The 18,905-nt window shown below is 48.2% G+C and carries 19 protein-coding genes; 4 read left to right on the top strand and 15 right to left on the bottom strand.

Annotated elements, in window-relative coordinates; all coding sequences use genetic code 11:
• Positions 1–23 precede the first annotated feature (23 nt).
• Complete coding sequence (locus tag H615_RS0114380; protein ID WP_027955800.1) at positions 24–896, top strand: dimethylarginine dimethylaminohydrolase family protein; 873 nt, start codon at positions 24–26, stop codon at positions 894–896.
• A gap of 139 nt (positions 897–1,035) precedes the next feature.
• On the opposite strand, the gene H615_RS0114370 is transcribed toward H615_RS0114380, so the two are convergent.
• Both H615_RS0114370 and H615_RS0114365 read right to left on the bottom strand, forming a co-directional pair.
• Positions 1,036–1,887, bottom strand: a complete 852-nt coding sequence (locus H615_RS0114370; protein WP_027955799.1) for a pirin family protein — start codon at positions 1,885–1,887, stop codon at positions 1,036–1,038.
• A 60-nt stretch (positions 1,888–1,947) separates the two neighbouring features.
• A complete protein-coding gene (locus H615_RS0114365; protein ID WP_027955798.1) occupies positions 1,948–2,376 on the bottom strand; it encodes a MarR family winged helix-turn-helix transcriptional regulator in 429 nt (142 codons plus the stop codon).
• A gap of 241 nt (positions 2,377–2,617) precedes the next feature.
• Between H615_RS0114365 and H615_RS0114360 the strand changes: the two genes are divergently transcribed.
• Genes H615_RS0114360 through H615_RS0114350 form a run of 3 tightly spaced genes read left to right on the top strand, consistent with a single transcriptional unit; the run spans position 2,618 to position 5,163 of the window.
• Positions 2,618–3,163 (top strand): DUF4247 domain-containing protein, encoded by a 546-nt coding sequence (locus H615_RS0114360; RefSeq protein ID WP_027955797.1) that lies wholly within the window; start codon positions 2,618–2,620, stop codon positions 3,161–3,163.
• 23 nt (positions 3,164–3,186) lie between these two features.
• Positions 3,187–3,609 (top strand): DUF350 domain-containing protein, encoded by a 423-nt coding sequence (locus H615_RS0114355; protein ID WP_027955796.1) that lies wholly within the window; start codon positions 3,187–3,189, stop codon positions 3,607–3,609.
• Between the two features lie 18 nt (positions 3,610–3,627).
• Positions 3,628–5,163 (top strand): polyamine aminopropyltransferase, encoded by a 1,536-nt coding sequence (locus tag H615_RS0114350; RefSeq protein WP_027955795.1) that lies wholly within the window; start codon positions 3,628–3,630, stop codon positions 5,161–5,163.
• A gap of 101 nt (positions 5,164–5,264) precedes the next feature.
• Here the strand turns inward: H615_RS0114350 and H615_RS21435 are convergent, their stop codons facing one another.
• From H615_RS21435 to H615_RS0114285, 13 genes are all read right to left on the bottom strand, one after another.
• Positions 5,265–5,540: a hypothetical protein gene (locus tag H615_RS21435; RefSeq protein WP_156896498.1), complete on the bottom strand. Its 276-nt coding sequence runs from the start codon at positions 5,538–5,540 to the stop codon at positions 5,265–5,267.
• Between the two features lie 8 nt (positions 5,541–5,548).
• Complete coding sequence (locus H615_RS22830; protein WP_280513306.1) at positions 5,549–5,671, bottom strand: hypothetical protein; 123 nt, start codon at positions 5,669–5,671, stop codon at positions 5,549–5,551.
• A 137-nt stretch (positions 5,672–5,808) separates the two neighbouring features.
• Complete coding sequence (locus H615_RS0114340) at positions 5,809–6,678, bottom strand: amidohydrolase family protein (protein WP_027955794.1); 870 nt, start codon at positions 6,676–6,678, stop codon at positions 5,809–5,811.
• Complete coding sequence (locus tag H615_RS0114335) at positions 6,675–9,770, bottom strand: GNAT family N-acetyltransferase (protein WP_027955793.1); 3,096 nt, start codon at positions 9,768–9,770, stop codon at positions 6,675–6,677. The genes H615_RS0114340 and H615_RS0114335 overlap by 4 nt, the downstream gene beginning before the upstream one ends.
• Before the next feature lie 219 nt (positions 9,771–9,989).
• Complete coding sequence (locus H615_RS0114330) at positions 9,990–10,595, bottom strand: sortase (protein WP_027955792.1); 606 nt, start codon at positions 10,593–10,595, stop codon at positions 9,990–9,992.
• 27 nt (positions 10,596–10,622) lie between these two features.
• Positions 10,623–12,146: an alkaline phosphatase gene (locus H615_RS21430; RefSeq protein ID WP_035532274.1), complete on the bottom strand. Its 1,524-nt coding sequence runs from the start codon at positions 12,144–12,146 to the stop codon at positions 10,623–10,625.
• Positions 12,147–12,331: 185 nt separating this feature from the next.
• Positions 12,332–12,511: a hypothetical protein gene (locus tag H615_RS21425; protein WP_035532270.1), complete on the bottom strand. Its 180-nt coding sequence runs from the start codon at positions 12,509–12,511 to the stop codon at positions 12,332–12,334.
• Between the two features lie 70 nt (positions 12,512–12,581).
• On the bottom strand, positions 12,582–13,424 hold the full coding sequence (locus H615_RS0114315; RefSeq protein WP_156896497.1) for a cupin domain-containing protein: 843 nt from the start codon (positions 13,422–13,424) through the stop codon (positions 12,582–12,584).
• A 101-nt stretch (positions 13,425–13,525) separates the two neighbouring features.
• Positions 13,526–14,974 carry a protein adenylyltransferase SelO gene (locus H615_RS0114310; RefSeq protein ID WP_244877758.1) on the bottom strand — a complete coding sequence of 483 codons (1,449 nt, stop codon included), beginning with the start codon at positions 14,972–14,974 and terminating at the stop codon, positions 13,526–13,528.
• Positions 14,975–15,221: 247 nt separating this feature from the next.
• Positions 15,222–15,959 (bottom strand): amino acid ABC transporter ATP-binding protein, encoded by a 738-nt coding sequence (locus tag H615_RS0114300; RefSeq protein ID WP_027955789.1) that lies wholly within the window; start codon positions 15,957–15,959, stop codon positions 15,222–15,224.
• Positions 15,960–15,971: 12 nt separating this feature from the next.
• Positions 15,972–16,673: an amino acid ABC transporter permease gene (locus tag H615_RS0114295; RefSeq protein WP_027955788.1), complete on the bottom strand. Its 702-nt coding sequence runs from the start codon at positions 16,671–16,673 to the stop codon at positions 15,972–15,974.
• On the bottom strand, positions 16,660–17,496 hold the full coding sequence (locus H615_RS0114290) for an amino acid ABC transporter substrate-binding protein (protein ID WP_027955787.1): 837 nt from the start codon (positions 17,494–17,496) through the stop codon (positions 16,660–16,662). The genes H615_RS0114295 and H615_RS0114290 overlap by 14 nt, the downstream gene beginning before the upstream one ends.
• Before the next feature lie 191 nt (positions 17,497–17,687).
• The gene (locus H615_RS0114285) at positions 17,688–18,875 is read right to left on the bottom strand and encodes a cation:proton antiporter (RefSeq protein WP_027955786.1); all 1,188 of its coding nucleotides are present in this window, start codon (positions 18,873–18,875) and stop codon (positions 17,688–17,690) included.
• Positions 18,876–18,905: the final 30 nt, after the last annotated feature.

The following is an 18,905-nucleotide window of genomic DNA, read 5'->3' as shown; positions in this document are numbered from 1 at the left end:
ACGAAAGAATGGAGGTTTGTCCCGTGAAAGATACGGCTGCTAGAACAGCATTCAACTGCTCCACTGAATACGGTCAACTGCTGGACGTACTCGTCTCGGAGCCCCGTCATATGAGAATCGAAGCTAAAATCAATGAAACACAGAAACATTATGAGGGAATACAGACGAATGTGGCGTTACAGCAGCACAGGGATTTTGTTCACCTTCTAAAAGAGGAGGGGATTACCGTCCACCAGCTTCCCTCTAAATCCAGCCTGCATGAACAAGTTTTCACAAGAGATATCGGCTTTGTCATCGGTTCTCATTTCTATACCAGTTCTATGAAAGAAGATGTCCGCAAAGGCGAAACCAGTGAATTAACGGCCTGGATGAACAGCCGTGACACGAATGACATACGTACCTTTCACCATCCGATAGAGGGCGGCGACGTCCTCGTCGATGCAAATACAATCTGGATTGGTCACAGCGGGCGGACTTCGATGGAAGCTGTTCAAGAACTCAAACAGCAGGAGCCGGATAGAGATGTGAATGTCCTTTCACTTGCGGATGGAACCCTTCATCTGGACTGTGTATTGAATATCCTGGATGCTCACACAGCCCTCGCTTATCCAGAAGCGTTTACAGATGAGGGGTGGCAGTTGATTCAGGAGCGGTTCGAGGTAATCCCTGCTACAAAGGACGAAACGTTCCATATGGGTCCGAATGTGCTTTCGATTGGCAGAAACAAAGTGATCAGCCTCTCCCGTCACACCCGGTTGAATGAAAGCTTGGAAAAGAAAGGGTTCGAAGTGCTCCCCGTTGATTTTTCAGAGATTATTAAATCCGGCGGGGCTTTCCGCTGCTGCACCCTCCCTTTGTATCGGGAAGACCCAAGAGATACCGCCGCCCAACTATAGAGGAAGAGCTGTTCTTAAAGAAGCAGAGAAGGTGGTGGTTTCCTTAACGAAACGCCAAAGTATGGCAAACAATCTCTCAGCAGGAACTTCAATAACAAAAGCCTGAGAGGCAGCTGCCTCCCAGGCTTTTTTACGTCCTTTATACAGCTGGAGGTCCGAATTTTCCATTTCGGAAATCTTCAAAAGCCTGCGTGATCTCCTCCATGGAATTCATCACGAATGGACCATGCGGGACAATTTCCTCGCGGATCGGTTTTCCAGAATAAACAAGCACTTTGGTGCGCCGTTTTTTTGAACGGATCGTCAGAGTACTATCCTCTCCTCCATTTTCACGAAAAGTAAGCAGACCGGCCTCGTGCTTAGACATTTTCTGTCTATCCACCCCTATTTCTGCCTCTCCTGCCAGCACGTAAACAAAAGCATTGTGGTTTTCAGGCAGGGACATCGTATAGGAAGCCCCTTCTCCCATCGTCCATTCCGTCAACGTAATAGGAACGATGGAATCGAGAGGACCGGTCACTCCTGCGATATTTCCAGAGAACACTTTTACACTGCCTCCGCTAAAAGAAATGACAGGGGCATCCTCCTGATAGACATTCTGATACAACGTGCCGGATTGCTTTTGATCCTTTGGAAGGTTCAGCCACAACTGAAGCGTATGGGCAATATCATCTTCCACCCCATCTTCTGCGTGACGGGCCGACCACCCGGCATTCATATACTGGACGTCACCGGGTTCAAGAATTTCACGCCCCCCTGCGTTATCAATATGCTCGAGCCTTCCATCCACAACATAGGTAACGGTTTGAAAACCTCTATGAGGATGGTCAGGAAAGGTACCCTTTTTGAACCAATCCTCCGCCATCAGGATGAATGGATCAAAATCACGCCACCGTTCAACAGGAAGCACCCAGCCTTTCTGCACAGCCGGAAACCCCATCTCAGTGTATTCCACTCTCCACTTCTCCTTGAGTTCTCTTTGGAATGTCATTCAACCATCCTTTCCCCCATTTAGTTGCTACACATACTATATCAACAAAAAAAGGGACGCTTACCCTTTTATATTGTTCAGGATTTTTGTCAGCACTTGATCCAGATGTTCCAAATCCTGCTTACTCAGCCCCTCCGTCACATCCGCGTTGAACGCTTCGGAAACAGGGACCACTTCTTCTTTCAATTTCCGCCCGTCCTCAGTCAGATACACCTCCAGGGAACGGCGGTCTCTAGGGCAGAATTTCCGTTCAATAAAGCCTTTCCCTTCGAGATTCACTACCATTCTGGCAATATTCGTCTTATCTTTTCCAAGTTTTTCAGAAAGCTGGTTTTGAGTCAGTCCGTCTTTTTCCCACAACAGCATCATGACTAGATTTTGTTCAGGTGCAAGGTTGTAGGGCTGAAGGCGTGATTTGATCTCACTTGTCAGTTTCAAGTCTGTCTGGTGGAGCTTGATGCTGATGTAGTCTTCTACACGTAAGTTCATGGCATCTCTTCTTTCCCTGTCTAAGCTGCAGTTCCTCTGTTCAGTATAAGGTCTGATACCTCTCGAAGTCAAAAGACCTGAACCATCATGAATGAAACATCATTGAGTCCTCGTTCGTACACAAGTATAATGAAAGAGGATGAAATGGGAAAATGTCCCTGGGCCCGCCTGCTTAACCCGGCTTTGAAACACCCACGGCTTTTTCAACCGAATTTTACTACGGCTGTCAGGAGGTGAACCAATGAAGCGATGGATCAGCTACAGTTTTTTTCTTCTATTGATCATCATGGGAGGTTGTTCCTCCGTGCAGGGAGCGGTTGACAACACGTATCCCCTGGAGGACATCGTCTATGACGACAGGGAAAACAAATCTGAAATATACCGGGCTTCCAATCAAACGGTAACTACGGTCGCCAATCAGATCATGGATACAAACGAACCGATGTACGAAGCCTCAAAAAACGGCCGTCATCTTATGATTTATGATGATCTGCTTGTGCAGGTTTTTGAAGACCCGAAAGACGCCAATGATTCTCTCGTTGAAATGTCTGGAGAAGAATTTGTACGTAACAACTACTCCACCGCCTTCTTTTCTGATTACGGCATAGCCCGTGAGGCTGAAAAGGAATTTGATATGGATTTTGAATCCAGGGGTGGAGGATTCATATATACCGGGTACATCCTCGGCGGCGGTTATGTGAAGAACAGTGGAAAGCTTCCGACCTTGAGATACTCCTCAAATTCACCGGGTGGTATTCGCGGTGGAGGACCAGGTACAGGAAAATAATGAAAGACAGGAGTGTATGACCTATGTTTGCCTTCGAATTTTCAGAGATCCTTGACGCCACAGAGCTGCTGCTTACCCTTGTCTACTGGGTGCTCATGCTCCTTATTGCCGGGATCTGCATGGCCGTTTTTGAAAAATTCACCCCCTATGATGACCGTCAGGAGCTGCTGAACGGAAATGTGGCTGTCGGTACACAGTTTGCCGGTAAATTGATCGGCCTCGGCATCATTACACAAGCGTCCATTGCCCACAACTTGAGCATCTGGGGCGCAGCAATCTGGATTTTAATCGGATTTGTATTAATGATTGCCGGCTATTACCTCTTTGAACTGGTCACCCCTTTCAAAGCAGAAGACGAAATCCGTAAAAACAACGTAGCGGTTGCAATCGTTGCGGCTGCCGTGAGCATTTTCATCGGCTTTGCCGTGGCAGGCAGCATTACGTAAGCCTGCGGGAGGTACTATATGAACGCCCAGAGATACTTATATTTATCATCAGGAATTGTCTCCATCTGCGGAATCGTCTTTCAAGTTCTCTACGGGGCGGCTGGAAGCTACTTGTTCGGGGACAGTGTCCTTTACTACTGCATTACCATCGGCCTTTTTTTAATGGCCATGGGGATTGGGGCGGCTGTTAGTGAACGTTTGAAAAACCGGCTTGTGACTCGATTCGTACAAGCTGAATTTTTGATTGCCATCATTGGCGGTTTTTCTGTTTTTGGTCTGTTCTTTTTCTCTTCCTTCTTCGATCAGGGAACCGCACAGGTTTATTTGTATATTGTCATTTCCCTGACCGGTTTCCTGACCGGATTAGAACTGCCGATTTTAATCAGGCGTGTGCAGGACATACGGGCGGATATCAGTAAAAGCACGGCCCGTGTTTTATTTTTTGACTATGCAGGAAGCTTGATCGGATCCATCGGGTTCGCCCTTCTTCTGAGGCCTGCACTGGGACTGATCAAAACGGCCTTTTTAGTTGCTGCGATCAACGCAGTCATTGCCTTGTTCCTTACGTTCTATTTTCGTAAAGAAATCCACCGTCCGGCTCTTCATAAGCTGAGTGGTGTGCTTATTCTGCTTCTGCTCGGGTGGGGCTTCCTTTTTGGTGAGAAATACGCCGCAGCCTTTGAGCAGAGGGTGTATGCCGATCCGGTGATTTATGCTGAGGATACCCAATATCAGCGGATCATCCTGACCAAGGAGCCGAACGATGTACGTCTTTATTTGAATGGACAGCTGCAGTTCTCAGAAAGTGATGAGTACCGCTACCATGAAGCCCTTGTCCATATTCCTATGGCTCTTGCCGAACAGAAAAGGAACGTCCTTATCCTTGGAGGCGGAGATGGTCTCGCTGTTCGCGAAGTGTTGAAACATGAACAGGTGGAAGACATCACACTCGTAGACCTCGACCCGGAAATGACGGATCTGGCCAACACTCATCATGAGCTGCTCCGCCTAAATGAAGGGGCCCTCAAGGATGACCGTGTTAAGGTCGTTCACGCTGATGCTTTTCAGTATCTGCAGGAAAATGAAGAATTCTATGATGTCATCATCGGAGACCTTCCCGACCCGAACAATGAGGGATTGAATAAATTGTATACCACTCAATTTTATTCGCTCGTCCGTAACCATCTTGCCCCCGGCGGGAAAATCAGCATGCAGTCCACAAGCCCTGTTTTTGCACCTAAAGTCTTCTGGACCATCCACGAAACGATGAAGGAAACTGGATTGTATACGGACAGCTACCATCTGGATGTACCAAGTTTCGGAAACTGGGGGTTCACGCTGGCCTCACGGGAAAAAATCAATCTTGACAACCTGGAGGTCTCAGACAACCTGTCCTTCTTAAATGAGGAGACCGCACGCGCGTTGTTCGCGTTCGGCAATGATACGGATGCTTTGATCGAGGAAGAGAACGGAGAGACCTTTGATATCCCAGTCAATACGTTGAACCGCCCCGTACTCATCCAGTTGTATCAAAAAGCATGGCAGGATTATTAAATTCCAAAAAAGAAGCACACCGCTGTGTGCTTCTTTTTTAATACATACAGTAATAAACGCGGAGGCGTTCCACCAAATGATGACGAATCTGTATTTCAGAATCAGCTGGAGCTCGAGGGGAGTGGGATGAGGTAGGAGGTAATCTCCTTCAACCGCGCCTTTTTTCCAGCACTTGTAAACAGATAAACATCGCAGAATCCATACTGCCTGCCGCTTTGCATGAGGATCGTTCCGTTCGCGGATCCGGTGCTTCCGTGCGTAATGATCTGATCAAAATGAAGCCCGCTGACTTTGTATTCCGTCATGGACTTCAGTTCCTCAGCAAACGCCGCTTTCCCTTGGATAACATTAGTTTCTCCAATGATCCTCCATATCACATCATCAGTCACCTGATCCAGAATATAAGCGGCATCTCCTGTTTGAAAGCCTCGTTAAACGCCTTCAGCCATAGCTTCTTAGGCGCGTTCCCACAGTCTTCCACACCCGTGACGTCAACCGTATGTGTCATAGTCATCCTCCTTTTAAAATCGGCACACCCATGACAATCGCCCGCATTTCTCTTCTCCTCTGCCAATCATCGATAATTTTCTACTATAATAGTAGCATAGAAATCCTTATTCCATTCGAAAAAAACGAACGGTGGATTCACCGTCCGCTTGTTCCATTTTCAATAAAAGCCCGAAGCTTCGGAAATAACCGCAGCGCATTATCGTAAAAGACATCTTCCATATGACGGGAGGGAATCAAATCCCCGATGCATGCCGCATAATCCCCGATCGGCACAAGCGGCCAATCAGACCCGAACAGAAGCTTTTCATAGTGTTCACAGTAAGTGAGCGCATGACGGATGTGATCAAAATGCCTGCCCCGTCTTTTTTCTTCCACTTCCACTCCGGCTCCGACGATCCACCCTGAAAGATCTGCGTACATATTCGGATTTTTATAGACTACTTCCGCTCCCGTCAACACCCACGGATCCCCAAGGTGAGCCATCATAAACTGGACATCTCTTCTCATGACCGCCGCTTCATCAAGGGTAAGCGGATGGGAATATTTCAACAATCCCCGCTCGGAATACGTATCGCCGGTATGCAGGACAACAGGAACTCGATAAGCTGCAGCCAAATCATACACGGGTTGATAAACAGCATCACAGGCATAAAAGGGGTAGTAGCCTAAATAGATTTTCACCCCCACCGATTCTGGTTTCTGCAGTTCTTTTTCAAGGGCATCAAGCCCTGATCCATCGAGTCTCCATGGGTTAACTCCGGGGCAGACCGCCACTCGACCTGGGGTTTCTTCTAAATCCAGGAGCATCGGTGTCGATGCATGACGGGCAGGGAATTCCTCGTGCTCCGTTTCTGTCACTCCCATCCCGATACAAGCTTCAATACGGTTGTCTTTCATCTCCTTTTCCAATCCATCCGCACTATAATGAACGCGCGAAAGCTTTTCAGCTGTTTCTTTAAAGCTTCCAATGTTGGAAAAATGAATATGCGCATCTATGATTTTCACGAGGGAGAATCCTTTTCTGGAAACGCCAGTCCATAAAACAGGTGATGGGCCTGAGTATTTTCTTCGCCTCCGCCGTACAGAAAGGCAGGAGAAGTCTGGAAAATACCACCTTCTGCGGCACACCAGTTCTGTACAGACTCCAGGTACATCACATCCTGATTCACGTAGCTGCCTGCTTCTTTACTGGCTTGTGGATGAAGAAACGTCATCTTCTTCTCGTGCTCATCAGAACCTATCCACACGGCTGATGTATTTTCCAATTCATATTCCTCTACACCGGCGTAATACGTATGGAAAACCCCGCTTCCCGGCAGTTTCAGATAACAGCTGTCCAGTTCCTTCCCTGGCTTGAGAAAAGTCTCAAGATTCACCTTCTCCTCATAAAACGTGCGATGCACAGGCGGGGCGATCTCAGCGAAGACCGCCAGGATAGGCACACCTGGGAGGGTAAGAACATACTGCCGGAGTGTCAGTCCTCTCATACTTTCATGTTCCTGCAAGGTTGTAGATAATAATAGGCCGCTCCACGTATGGCCGAGTGAGTCCGTTCGGTCTGCCCGTGATATGCGGGTATCCTCTTTCATCATGGAATAAGCACTCACTTCCGGGAGTGCAAAACGCAGCCCGCCGCCCCATGGATTCCACCAGCTTTTCGGTCCCGCCTCCGGGTATTGATGATGAAACATTTCCTGACCCTCATATAACAACGAGTATATGCCGGGATAATACGACGCGGATGCATGAAAAGTAAATCCGCCATTATTCACGGTCCACACATCATTGCGGTTGGTGACCTCTACTGCCTCGTCCCCTGTTACAAGCTGGCAGGTGTGGAGAGCAGCTGCTTGTCCTCTGGAGCGGAAGCGGCCATGGATGGTATGAATCCCTGGAGACGAGTGCTCCATCATGATTTCCATTTTTGTCCGCTTTTGTTCAACTGTGGTTTCCTCCCGGTACGTTTCCCCGTCCTGACGAATCGTTAATGAGCCGTGAAGATACGGAGTCAACAAGGAGCGGAAGGTGTAGGGGACCCGTTCTCCTGCGCGGGATATAAAACGCTGCCCGGCTGCTTCCAGCGCGAACAGCGGGTATTCCTTCAGGTGTTTCCCGTCTTCACCTTTAACAAGGGATCGCCAGTCTTTCCAGTCGGCTGTGGCATTGAAGCCGACTTTTATCGGGCCCAGGCTGCGTTTTTCCTGTTCCCCCAGCCCGCCTGTTTCATACACGATGGCAAAACGCCAGTCGTCTCCTCTTCCTCTGGCTTCCTCCGGCCAAGCAAGAGCTTTCGTGTCTCCGCAGGAGTTTTTTGAAAACAGCCATGGTTCCGAGATCTCTTTATCACGCAGGTATTCGGTAAAAGGAATCGATGCTTCCCTATTCACAGCGACTCCTTCTCTATAAGGAATGACCAACTGCTTGTACATCGGGTAAACCGGAATCTGCAGGTGAACGCTTTCCTTCGCTGGTCCCTGGTTGATGATTTCGTGATGGACCTCCACCACACCATCGCCAAAAATTTTGATATACGTGTTGAGCAGAAGGCCTGTAAACGCTTGGGATTCTAGTGTCGTTTTCAAAACAAAAGCTTCTGGAAGTTCGATGAATTCCACTGTGGACGCTTCTTTTTTTGAAAATTCCTGACTGAAGGGTCTTCCCAGGTGAGGAGTCATCAGCTTCACAGGATCTTCGTTCGACCGAATCGATCCGACTTCAATAAACTGGTTCCGCTTCTCCATTTCTGCATAGTACGGACCATTAAACCCAAACCACTTCGTTTCTGTTTCTCCTCCGAATTTAGCTCCATGGCCCGGGAAGGCGTAGGAAAGGATGGCGGTGAATTCAAAGGAAGGCCTGCCCTCTTCTTTGACAGCTACCGAAATCTCCTCCTTCAAAAATCCGTTTTTCCGAAGGGTGATGGGTACAGGGATGGAAGCACGAGAACCGCCGTCCACATCCACCTGTATGCTGGGTGTGTGCCACTCCAGCACGTTCTGATCCGGAAGACGGATGGTCCATATAGAAGGCTTTTCCAAGTGACTTTCCAGATCCAGGTACAACGGACCCTCCTGCCCCGGTCTCCAGCTGGGCTGGACCGTTCGTACCGTGACGTTTCCTGCCTTGATTGGATACACGCCCATTTTCAATGGAACGGACCAACCGTTTATGTGGACGACCGCTTCAACTACAGGGTGGGTTTTCCAAGGACTCGGCTTCTGTTCCGGGGCCGTCACCCCGACCTCCCCGTTCACCGTTACTTCCTTCTCCACCGTAGTGATCATCGGGACGCGATGGTCCACGAGTTCTGATGACACCCCTTCTAAATGAAACGTGGCTGGGGCTGCCTGTTTGTTGACGACATGAATGCAGGTGGCGTATGTTTCATTTTCCCGTAGTTTAAAGTCAGGAAGATCCATCTGAATGGAAAAATCCTCTGTTTCAATCAAATGAATGCCTCGGCCTGTCCGTTCAAACTGGACCCTGACAAAACGGTCGTCCGGTGCCTGCCATTTATATTCATAAACGGTATGCTTTCCAGCCTTTTGTCCATCCGGCTTTACTTCAATCGGGCGCTGGCTGGTGCTGTACCAGTCATGCTCCTGAAAGAATGGACGGAGGACCTCCATTTGCAGCACCTGTGGAATGAAGTTCATCAAGTGAGTCGTATCATCCCGCTCCTCCCAGAAAAATCCGCATTTTTTATAGAGAGGGACCGCCTTAGTGTTGCCGGGCCATGTAAACAAGTCCAGGCGCGGCCATCCATAGGCTACCGTTTGATCGATCGCTTTCTTCAAGAGCTCCCGCCCGATCTTTCTTCCATGATAATCCGGATGAACGTTCAACAATGGGATATATAAAGCTTCCTGATCTTCCCTGTACTCCGACAGGCCACAGTAACCGACGACTTTATCGCCGTCGAGCGCAAGGAACAGGTTCAGGTTCGTAGAGGCGTTTTCCTTTTCCTTCACATCCTCCGCCGTCGTAACGACCAGATCTCCCCCCCATTCTCCACGACTTTCGTTCCACATCTCGGCTGTACTTTCCGCCAATCCATCATGATATTCAACAATGGTTAGATCACCTATAGTCTTCAATACCGACTCCTCCAGTTCATGATTGATTCAAGACAATAGAGACGATTTACCTTCCTTGTCAAAGGGAGTGAGAATGTTCCTCATACGCATCAGCCTTTCTGGTATGTAAGAAATCACGATCTCTTTTAGTGTATGGTTTTCCATGCGCAGAGTAAAGAATATTCAGAAAGGTTAACAAAAAGAAAAGCCTCTTCCCAATGGAAAGAGGCAGCGCTAAGCTTAAGGCAGTTCGTGCCTTTTTACAAACTCAGCCTGCACGATAAAACGTTCAGGAGCTGAGCCGATGAAGTCAAAGGGATAGCACGTCGTCAAGGTTAAAGTGGGAGAGTCTTTTTCTACGATGACAGACGTATCTTGTTCATCTGTCACCCAGACCCGGTTAATCTGGTACTCGTATTCATAGTCCCCTTCTGTAAGGTAAAGGAAGTCTCCGGGAACAAGACCGTCCAGACCGCGGAAGACCGTTTCTCTGTGGCCCGCAAGCGCAGTATGCCCCTTTTCAGACGGAAGAGTCGTATACGAGGTATCATACAGGCCGGCGCCTTCTTTCAATGTGCCGGCCTCTGTCCCGAAAAATACAGGATAACGCCTGCCGAGTTTGGGAATCGTAAGCTCTCCGATTTCCCCGCCTTCTTGATAGCTTTCAAGAGTTTCTGCTGCGACGAAATCCTCGGATGGAGACGATCCCCTCCCCGGAGAATAAGGAGCATCCTGCATCTCTGCATCATAAAGAGCGACACGGCTTTCCGACCACCATTGGAAGCCATTCCAAAATACCAGCACCAGTCCCAGCAGCAATAAGGCAACGCTCAGCTTTTGAATCATCGGATCTCTCCTTTATCCCGCAGTTTGTTACGCTTTCAGCTGTTTTCTTCTAAAGAAAAGAATGACACCTGCTGCCCCGGCGGCAACTGCGCCCGCCAGCAGACCCAACGGATAGGAAGTGGCTGTATCAGCCAGAGGGGCACCTTCTCCTTCCTTTTCCTCACTATTCAGCAGTTCAAAAATGATTTTAGCATTGTCCGTATTGTCAATAAATCCAGAGAAGCGATCCGAGGCCGGACCATAGGCATATACCGGAACATCCACACCTGTATGACCGTCTGTTGTCCACCCTGTACCGGACCGCTTGTTGAAGATGGCCTCGATTGCATTATCCACTTCTACCATTTTTTCCTCATCGTTTCCGTTATTTACAGCATCCTGAACGGAGGTGATCTCTTCTTCTGTTAATTCGAAATCGATAGACTCTGTCAAGGTTTTCTCTACGTCAGCCCCTTCTTCCACAATCTGTCCGGCCATATAATCAGGCGTATGGGAAGCGGCATGAATGACATCGGGATCCCACTTATAAGGACCACCTTCTCCCAGGGAAAACCCGCCTGTAGAATGGTCCGCGGTTGTAACAACCAGTGTTTCTTCATCCTCTTCAGCAAAAGCCATCACTTCCTCGAAAGCTCCTTCGAAATCTTCCATTTCACTCATGGCAGCTACGACATCGTTATCATGCCCGGCCCAGTCAATCTGGCTTCCTTCAACCATAAGGAAGAAGCCTTCTTCATTGTTTTTCAGCTTTTCAAGAGCGGTTTCAGTCATATCAGCCAGAGAAGGCTGCTCTTCCGGACGGTCGATAGCTTTATCCAATCCGACAGGAGCAAAAAGGCCAAGCAATTGATCTGCTTCAGAATCTTCCATCTCCTCGGTCGTTGTCACATAGTCATAGCCGTCTTTCTGAAATTCTTTTGTCAGGTCACGGTCTTCACGAATAAAATAATCCGTTCCACCACCGAGAAGCACATCAACCTTATGAGCTCCATCAATCTGATCATCGAAGTAATCATCGGCAATGTCATTGTAATTCTGGCGGGACTCATCATGTGTTCCGTAAGCGGCTGGTGTAGCATGATTGATTTGGGAAGTAGCCACAAGTCCTGTGGACATCCCTTTTTCCTTGGCTGCCTCCAGCACTGTCTTTGTATCATCCTTCTCCAGATCTTTGGCAATGGCTCCGTTGTACGTTTTCACCCCGGAAGACATGGATGTAGCCGTCGCTGCGGAATCCGGAATATTCTCCTTTTCGTCCTCTTCCCCGCCATCGTGATAAGGGTCATGGGAATAGACCGACTGCATTCCAACAAGATAGGGATCAAAAGCCGTCGGCTCCATGTCCTTGGTGTCTGGATCATCTTTAAAGTAACGGTACCCGGTCGTATAGGCAGGTCCCATCCCGTCCCCAACCATAAATATGACGTTCTTCACTTCTTCATTGTGGTCTTCAGCACTTATGTATGATGGATAATCCACACTGCCAAAAAACAAGCAGGACAACGCTGTCACTGACAATACTTTCTTTACAAGCTGTTTTTTCAAAATCATTCTCCTCCGTTCATGTGATTACATGGTTCATACTAGTAGCCTTATGTTAATAACAGAATAAGTAATGGTAAGAATTAGTTAATGCCATGTAATAATTATGTAAATCCTTTTTCCTAGTGTACCCGGAATCCATCCCTCTACTTCCGCATAAAAAAAGTACGTTCCCATACGGGGAAACGTACCTTTTAATGGTCTTTATGACTGGAATCTGCAGGTTTCACCGTTAAAGCGGTTGCAATGATAAAAAGACTGGTATTGATCCAGAGCATCACACCGTTCCAGTTGTTTTCAAAAAGGGTGACATTCACTAATGCCGTCCCCTGCATCATGAAAATAATCAGCAATAAAAAATACGAGAGCTTCATTTTATCCCCCCTGTTTATTTCAATTATTACAAAAGGGGGATCGAACCTCAAGGTTTCTCATGACAAACCTTTATTCTTCAGCCTCCGCAGCCAACGCATCCGCTTTTGTCTTATGAACCGTGCCGAATGGATGCTCTGGAGGGGCGTAGATGGAATACAGCTTCATGGGAACGTCCCCGGTATTTGTTACGTTATGCCACATTCCTGCTGGAATCATGATTGCATAGTCATCCGAAACTTCCCGTTCAAATGTAAGCTGGTCTTTTTCAGGTCCGATTTGTACTTTCCCACGTCCCTGCTCCAGACGGAGAAACTGATCAACATCCGGATGAATTTCAAGGCCGATATCATCTCCGACACCGATGCTCATTAACGTAACCTGAAGATCGTCCCCCGTCCAGATGGCTGTGCGGAACGTATCGTTTTGAACGGTCGCTTTTTCGATATCCAGCACATAAGGCTGACCGCCGAAGTCCACTGTAGATCCTGAGCCTTCCTGACGGTTCAACAATCTGTACCACCGGCCTGCTTCATCGGCATTACTTTGACAGGCACGCTGAAGACACGGCTCACATGGGGTGCCCTGCAGTGCCCTGAACGCCTGCTGATCATAATTATAGTGATTGAGCTTCATTTCGTATGCTTTCTGCAGCCCATCCTGATAGGTCGTGAAAGCCGGCGGTGCGGCCTTGAGAGAAGGCTGTCTTCCTGTCATCTGGGTATAAAGGACGGTCTGCTCATTCAAAACAGCTGATTCTTTTTCAAAAGCCTGCCTGATGAGGGATTGATCTGCAGCAGGAGCATACGAAAAAAGGCGCTGATAAAATTGGGCGGCGGCCGCTTTGGAAGCGATGCTGTTCTGCAGAATATCTCCAGTCGTCTCTTGCCTGTTCATAGGTGGGTATGGATACACATGGATCTTCCCTTCCTTACAATCTCGCCCTATCTTATGCAGAGAGGGTCAGGAACGTACATCCATTAAAAAACCGGTCTCAAAGAAGAGACCGGTTTTCTTTATGTGCCGCAATACGTGCGGTACGGCTGATCTGACGGCTCTGGAGGCTGGGCGTAATCCACCTGCGCATCGGAATAGGCGTAAGGATTTTTCAATTGTTCCATCAGCTGATGCATCACCGAATAGTCATCCTCTTGAATGACTGCTTCCAACGCTTCTTCTACTCTATGGTTCCTGGGAATAATGGCAGGATTGGCCTTCTTCATTGTTTCAAAGGCGAGGTGCAGCGGCTGCTCCTGTCGTTCGAGACGTTTTTTCCATTGATCATACCAGCTTGAAAAAGCGACAGAATGATACATCGGCAGCTCTTCCGGTCGATCAAGAGTCAACGCTCTGAAGGTGTTTGTATAGTCTGCTTCCTGCTTTTTCATGATATCCAGAAGATCATCCATCAAGGCTCGATCCTGGCTTTCTTCACTTAAGAATCCGAGCTTATTCCTCATCCCGTTGACCCAGTATGTTTGAAAATAGGATCCATAGCGGCTGAGGATCTCCTGAGCCGTTTCCACAGCGGATTCTTCTTCGTCATCAAGAATCGGTATCAAGGCCTCCGCGAGACGGGCAAGGTTCCACTGACCAATAGGCGGCTGGTTTTGATAGGCATACCGCCCCTGAGCATCGATGGAACTGAATACTGTTTCCGGGTGGTACACGTCCATAAACGCACAAGGTCCGTAATCAAACGTCTCCCCGCTGATCGCCATGTTATCAGTATTCATCACCCCGTGTATGAAACCTGTCAGCTGCCATTTGGCAATCAGAGCCGCCTGTCTTTCCACGACCTTCTCATAAAAAGCGGCATACCGATTTTCGTCTCCTGCCACTTCAGGATAGTGGCGCTGGATGGCGTAATCGGCCAAAAGCCGAAGCGCATCCACATCACCAAGGCCGGCAGCATACTGGAACGTGCCCACGCGGAGATGGCTGCTGGAAACGCGGGTTAAAACCGCTCCTGGAATTTCAATTTCCCTTTGGATATGTTCTCCGGTTGTCGTGACAGCCAGACTCCGATTCGTCGGAATACCAAGTCCATACATGGATTCACTAATCATGTATTCCCGCAGCATCGGGGCAAGTCCTGCACGACCATCGCCACGTCTTGAAAACGGGGTGCGTCCGGACCCCTTCAGTTGGATATCAAATCGTCTTCCCTTATTCGTGACCTGTTCACCGAGAAGGACGGCCCGGCCGTCCCCGAGCATCGTGAATTGACCGAATTGGTGGCCAGCATAGGCCTGGGCAATCGGGTCAGCTCCGTCTGGAAGCTCATTTCCGCTCCATATTTCCGGGCGTTGTTTGGAATCATCCGGAAGGCCGAGTTCTGCAGCCAGATCGTCGTTAAAAACGACGCAGGCCGGATTTTTGACTGGTGTCGGTTCCACTTTGGCATAAAAATGTTCCGGCAGCAGTTGATAGCTGTGCTTTAAGTTCCATCCTGTCTGTGTCATGGAATCTCCTTTATTCATAGTAGTGTTATCGTTAACCCTAACATAATTCTTCCCTTGATGCTTAAGATCTTTCATGTGGATAGTCACGCTCCTTTGGTGCCGTGGCAGGAGGCGGACAAATCCTGTGACTTGACCAATTGATGATTGAACAGGGCAGCGGTACGTCCATTTTACAGGATCCATCAAAAAAGACTGCCGAGAATTTTCTCGACAGTCTGCAGCTCTACTCAAAAAGCCGGATTCTTGTTTATTGTCCGATCCGCTGAAGAAACTGCTGGGTCCGCGGTTCCTTGGTAGAATGAAACACCTCATCCGGTGTCCCCTCTTCCACAATGGTTCCCTGATCCATGAAAATAACACGGTCCGCTACTTCTTCGGCGAACTTCATTTCGTGGGTGACGACGACCATCGTCATCCCTTCTTCCGCCAGTTCCTTCATGACGTCAAGAACGTCCGCTACAAGTTCAGGGTCGAGAGCAGATGTCGGCTCATCGAACAAGATGACCTCCACACCTGTCGCCAGAGCGCGGGCAATTCCGACACGCTGCTGCTGCCCTCCGGAAAGCTGGTGGGGATACACATCCAGTTTGTCCCCCAATCCAACCTTGTTCAAAATATCAGCCGCTTTTTTCTTCGCTTCTGTTTTAGGTGTCTTCTGAACCGTTACAGGACCTTCCATCACATTTTGGACAGCGGTTAAATGAGGGAAAAGATTATGGTTTTGGAACACCATCCCGGTCTGCTTCCTAAATTCCACCAGCTGCTTTTTCTTCTGGGGACGGCTGAAATCAAGGGAGCGTTCCCCAATGGTGATTTCACCGGATTCCGGGGTCTCCAAGATGTTCAACGAACGAAGCAGCGTCGTTTTCCCCGACCCCGAAGGTCCGATAACAACGACGACTTCCCCGCGGTTCACGTTCATATCAATATCTTTCAATACATGAAGGTCACCGAAATATTTATTAAGTTGATTTACCTTTATCATTGTATCAGCCTCCTACTTTGCGACATATCTTTCCATTCGATTTTCAACCCGGTCCTGAACGAACGACAGAGCCACACAGATCATCCAGTAGATGAGGGCTGCTTCGGAATAAACGAGTAGAAATTCGTAATTTTGAGCAGCAATTTCCTGAGATTTCCGGAACATTTCCGTGTACGTGATGGTTGAAGCGAGAGACGTATCCTTGATCAGACTGATAAACGAGTTGGAAAGCGGCGGGATGGACACCCGCGTCGCCTGCGGCAGAATGACACGCTTCAACGCCTGTGCGGTTGTCATCCCGATGGACTCGGAGGCTTCCCACTGTCCTTTCGGGATGGATAGAATAGCTGCTCTAATAATTTCAGAGTTATAAGCCCCCATGTTCAGGGAGAAACCGATAATCGCTGAATAAAAAGGACTGATGGTCACGCCAAGAGACGGTAGACCGAAAAAGATTATGAATAACTGCACGAGAAGCGGGGTGCCGCGAATGATGGAAACATAAGCGCGGGCCACGCCCCGGAAAAACTTCACGTTCGACAAACGCATCAACGCTGTAATAACGGCAAGCACGATCCCAATGGCAAAGGTGATCAGAGTTAAAGGAATCGTATAATATAAAGCCCCTTTCACCAAAGGGAGAAAAGAGCTTGTAAAAATGTCCAGGTATTTTTCCTGCATGTCAGGGTTGGTGAATAGATTACTTAGATACATCTTCACCAAACCACTTCTCAGAAATTTCGAGGTATGTGCCGTCTTCCTTCATTTCTTTCAAGGCTTCATTGACAGCTTCCACAAGCTCCTCGTTTCCTTTTCTGAACAGCAGGCCGCTTTCAGAAGCTTCATCCGCACGAGCGGCAATTTTCACCGGAGCCTCCGGGCGCTGCTGCATATAGTCCAGAACAGACAGGCGGTCATTGACCGTTGCTTCAATGCGGTTGCTCGCAATCATCTGCATGGATTCGTTAAAACCTTCCACACCTGTAATTTCAGCCTTGTTGGCCTCTGCGATATCACGGTAGTTACTTGTCAGAGACTGAGCTGTATTGACGCCTTCCAAATCTTCGAAGGATTGAATGGAATCATTGTCTTTGTTGGTCACCACGACAGCTGAGGTCTGGATGTAAGGATTGGAGAAATCATATTTCTCCTGACGATCTTCCCTGATTCCGACTTGGTTGGCTACCATATCAAAACGTCCGGCATTCAATCCAGCAAACATGGAATCCCATTTCGTTTCATTGAATACGGCTTCTACTCCGAGACGGTCTGCGACTTCCCTGGCGATTTCCACATCAAAACCGGTCAATTCATCATTATCATCATGGAACGTATACGGACGATAGGTTCCTTCTGTTCCAATGACGAGTTCCCCATTGTCCTGGATTTCTTTCAGTAGGTTTTCATCTCCATTCCCTTCTGTTTCAGAGGACTCTTCCCCTTCCGATGCACTTTGGTTTTCATCCTCACTTGTTCCGCAGGCAGCCAGAACAAGGGCAAGAAAACCGATCGATAATAACCATGTTAATTTTTTCATTTTATTTTCCCTCCGTAAAACCAAGTAAAGTTGTAAGTTTTAATGACTTACGTATCATAATTCAGATGATATGTCGATGTCAATCGATTGAACTCTTTCTTTTATCCTTTTCCAAATGCCGTAAATTAACCAGTATCCATCTTGTTCCTAAAGCATAAACAAACCGTGATCCTGGTGGGACCCCGGTTTGTTTATGCTTTCAATAATTTTTTGGAAATCGGTGCAACACCTACGCTCTGAAGGATAAGCGAGATGATCACAACAGCGAAGGCAAGCGCTGTAAAAGAACCTCCCCCATCCACTTCAGCTTCAAATGATAAAATCAGAAAAATGGACATCGTTCCTTTTAAACCAGCCCATGTCAATAGAGCAGACTCGCGCCAGCTGATTTTCTTCCGCCAGTTGGGGAACAGCTGCGTAGAACCAGCAATGACGATGAACCGGACCACTATAGACAGAAGAAAAACGACAGCAGCCAGCCCCCAGAGCGTCGAAACGAGATACCCTGCGGCTTCGACACCAATCAACAGGAACAATAAAGAAAGGGCAGACGTTTCTACAACTCCCCAGAAACCATCCAGAGTTTCTTTAAAGTGCTCTTCCTTAATCGTTCTTCCGTATTCAAAGGACAGCATCAGACCGGCGGATACGACGGCCAGCACACCGGAAACCCCGGTATATTCAGCCAGGTTAAAAATCCCGTAGGCCAGGACGATGCTCAGCATGACCTGATATTCACGGTTGTGCGTGTAATGGACCCCTTTACTGATCAACCAGCCAAAGGCCGCCCCGAGAGCGATTCCCCCGAGGGAAACGAGTAGGAACTCACCAAAAAAGGACAGCAGGGAAACATCGGACTTTCCTGTGTACATCCCCATCAGAACAGAAAAAATGACAATGCTCGTTCCGTCATTTAAAAGGGACTCCCCTTCCACAACGTCCGCCATCTTGTCATCACTTGTCGAGTTCTTCAAAATCGACACGACAGAAACCGGATCTGTCGGAGTCAGAACAGCTGCCATCAGCATCGCCCCTGTCAAGGACAGGGAAAGAAATGGACCGCTCACTGCATAAATCGCAGCTCCAAGAATTCCCACAGTTACTATGATGCCGATGGAAGCTAGAAAGATGATCAATTGGCTGTTTCTTTTGAACCCTTCCGGTGAGAAGCGGTACGCGGATACAAATAGTAAAGCGGGAAGAAATACATGATAAATCAGATGCTCCGTTACCTCAATGGTTGAAAAATAGGGAAGAAACGACAAACCGATCCCAATAAACACAAGGATCATGGGAACAGGAAGGTTTTCCTGCTTTTTGTCCAGGGTGAAGATAAGATAACCGATCAATAACAGCAGAATCGTTTGATTGATGGACATAGGATACCCCTCCTTGTTCTTTTCATCTCT

Source organism: Halobacillus kuroshimensis DSM 18393 (assembly GCF_000425705.1).
Classification (GTDB): Bacteria; Bacillota; Bacilli; order Bacillales; family Halobacillaceae; genus Halobacillus; species Halobacillus kuroshimensis.
Note: the sequence above shows the minus strand (reverse complement) of the source record. Positions and strands in the feature narration are given on the sequence as shown.

Bases quoted from the DNA above. Each gene is read 5' to 3' on its own strand.
- H615_RS0114370 (WP_027955799.1), bottom strand. From the start codon at position 1,887: ATGACATTCCAAAGAGAACTCAAGGAGAAGTGGAGAGTGGAATACACT.
- H615_RS0114365 (WP_027955798.1), bottom strand. From the start codon at position 2,376: ATGAACTTACGTGTAGAAGACTACATCAGCATCAAGCTCCACCAGACA.
- H615_RS0114360 (WP_027955797.1), top strand. From the start codon at position 2,618: ATGAAGCGATGGATCAGCTACAGTTTTTTTCTTCTATTGATCATCATG.
- H615_RS0114355 (WP_027955796.1), top strand. From the start codon at position 3,187: ATGTTTGCCTTCGAATTTTCAGAGATCCTTGACGCCACAGAGCTGCTG.
- H615_RS0114350 (WP_027955795.1), top strand. From the start codon at position 3,628: ATGAACGCCCAGAGATACTTATATTTATCATCAGGAATTGTCTCCATC.
- H615_RS22830 (WP_280513306.1), bottom strand. From the start codon at position 5,671: ATGACACATACGGTTGACGTCACGGGTGTGGAAGACTGTGGGAACGCG.
- H615_RS0114330 (WP_027955792.1), bottom strand. From the start codon at position 10,595: ATGATTCAAAAGCTGAGCGTTGCCTTATTGCTGCTGGGACTGGTGCTG.
- H615_RS21430 (WP_035532274.1), bottom strand. From the start codon at position 12,146: ATGATTTTGAAAAAACAGCTTGTAAAGAAAGTATTGTCAGTGACAGCG.
- H615_RS21425 (WP_035532270.1), bottom strand. From the start codon at position 12,511: ATGAAGCTCTCGTATTTTTTATTGCTGATTATTTTCATGATGCAGGGG.
- H615_RS0114310 (WP_244877758.1), bottom strand. From the start codon at position 14,974: ATGACACAGACAGGATGGAACTTAAAGCACAGCTATCAACTGCTGCCG.
- H615_RS0114300 (WP_027955789.1), bottom strand. From the start codon at position 15,959: ATGATAAAGGTAAATCAACTTAATAAATATTTCGGTGACCTTCATGTA.
- H615_RS0114295 (WP_027955788.1), bottom strand. From the start codon at position 16,673: ATGTATCTAAGTAATCTATTCACCAACCCTGACATGCAGGAAAAATAC.
- H615_RS0114290 (WP_027955787.1), bottom strand. From the start codon at position 17,496: ATGAAAAAATTAACATGGTTATTATCGATCGGTTTTCTTGCCCTTGTT.
- H615_RS0114285 (WP_027955786.1), bottom strand. From the start codon at position 18,875: ATGTCCATCAATCAAACGATTCTGCTGTTATTGATCGGTTATCTTATC.